The organism is Streptomyces sp. NPDC037290 (genome assembly GCF_055603245.1).
In genome coordinates this window covers 1-1,491 of sequence record NZ_JBVJVZ010000134.1, presented here as the reverse complement: position 1 = coordinate 1,491, position 1,491 = coordinate 1, and the positions used below count along the sequence as shown (strand labels likewise).

1 protein-coding gene is annotated in these 1,491 nt (G+C 69.6%); it reads left to right on the top strand.

Annotated features, from left to right (window positions below):
- Nucleotides 1–4: 4 nt before the first annotated feature.
- On the top strand, nucleotides 5–1,491 hold a 1,487-nt coding region (locus ACZ7HQ_RS45425; protein WP_471003489.1), incomplete at its 3' end, for an acyltransferase domain-containing protein.

Genomic DNA, 1,491 nt, shown 5'->3' with positions numbered 1-1,491 from the left:
GCATGTGGACTGGTCTGCGGGTGGGGTGGAGTTGTTGACGCGGGCTCGGCAGTGGCCCGAGACGGGTCGGGCGCGGCGGGCGGGTGTGTCGTCGTTCGGGATCAGCGGGACGAACGCGCACGTGATCCTGGAGTACGAGCCCGTCGAGTCTGCTCAGACGCCGGTGGCTTCGGCGGATGCGGTGGCTTCGGCGGTTGGGGGGGAGTTGCCGTGGGTTGTGTCGGCTCGCAGCGAGGCGGCCTTGCGGGCGCAGGCGGCGCGGCTTGCTGCGTTCGTCGAGAGGTGTGAGGGCGGTGTGGGGGCGCTGGATGTGGGGGGTGTGGGTCTGGCGTTGGCATCGTCGCGTTCGGTGTTCGAGCACAGTGCGGTGGTCGGTGGTGGGTCCCTGGATGAGTTGCTGCGTGGGGTGCGTGGGGTTGCGGAGGGTGCCGCTGGTGGTGGTGTGGTGTTTGAGCGTCGTGTTGTGGGTGGTCTGGGGGTGGCGTTTTCGGGGCAGGGGTCGCAGCGTCCGGGGATGGGGCGTGAGTTGTATGAGCGGTTCCCGGTGTTCGCGGGTGCGTTGGACGAGGTGTGCGGGGTGGTGGCGGAGCAGGCTGGTGTGCGGCTGCTTCCGGTGATTTTCGGTGATGACGTGGAGGCTTTGGCGGATACGGGGGTTGCTCAGCCTGCGTTGTTCGCTGTTGAGGTGGCGTTGTACCGGTTGGCGGAGTCCTTCGGTGTGCGTGCGGATGTGCTGGTGGGGCATTCGCTGGGTGAGTTGTCGGCGGCGTTCGTGGCGGGTGTGTGGTCGCTGGCGGATGCGGTGCGGGTGGTGGTGGCGCGGGGTCGTTTGATGGGTGCGTTGCCGTCGGGCGGGCGGATGGTGGCGGTGGAGGCCACCGAGGATGAGGTGTCGGGCTGGCTTGTGGACGGTGCGGTGATCGCGGCTGTCAACGGTCCGTCGGCGGTGGTGGTTTCGGGTGTGGAGGATGCCGTTGACGCGGTGATGGAGCGGGCCCGTGAGCAGGGGCGTCGTACGACGCGTCTTCGGGTCTCGCATGCGTTCCATTCGCCGTTGATGGAGCCGATGCTGGCCGAGTTTGCGGATGTGCTGGCGGGGGTGGAGTTCCGTGCCCCGTTGATTCCGGTCGTGTCCAATGTGACCGGCGAGGTCGCCTCGGCTGCGGAGTTGTGCTCGCGGGAGTACTGGGTGCGGCACGTGCGGGAGGCGGTGCGGTTCGGGGACGGGGTCGGTGCCGTGCTGGCGCAGGGCGTCGCGACCGTCGTCGAACTCGGGCCTGAGCCCGTCCTGACGGCGCTGGGTGCCTCGCACCCGGCCGTCGTCGAGAACGGTGCCGCGTTCCTGCCCACCCTCGGGCGGCGGACCGGTGACGTGAACGGCTTCCTGATGGCCCTGGCCCGGGTGCACGCGCGCGGCCACCAGGTCGACTGGACCGCGCTCGGCCGGGCGAACGGCCTCGCCCGCGAACTGCCCACCTACGCCTTCCAGCA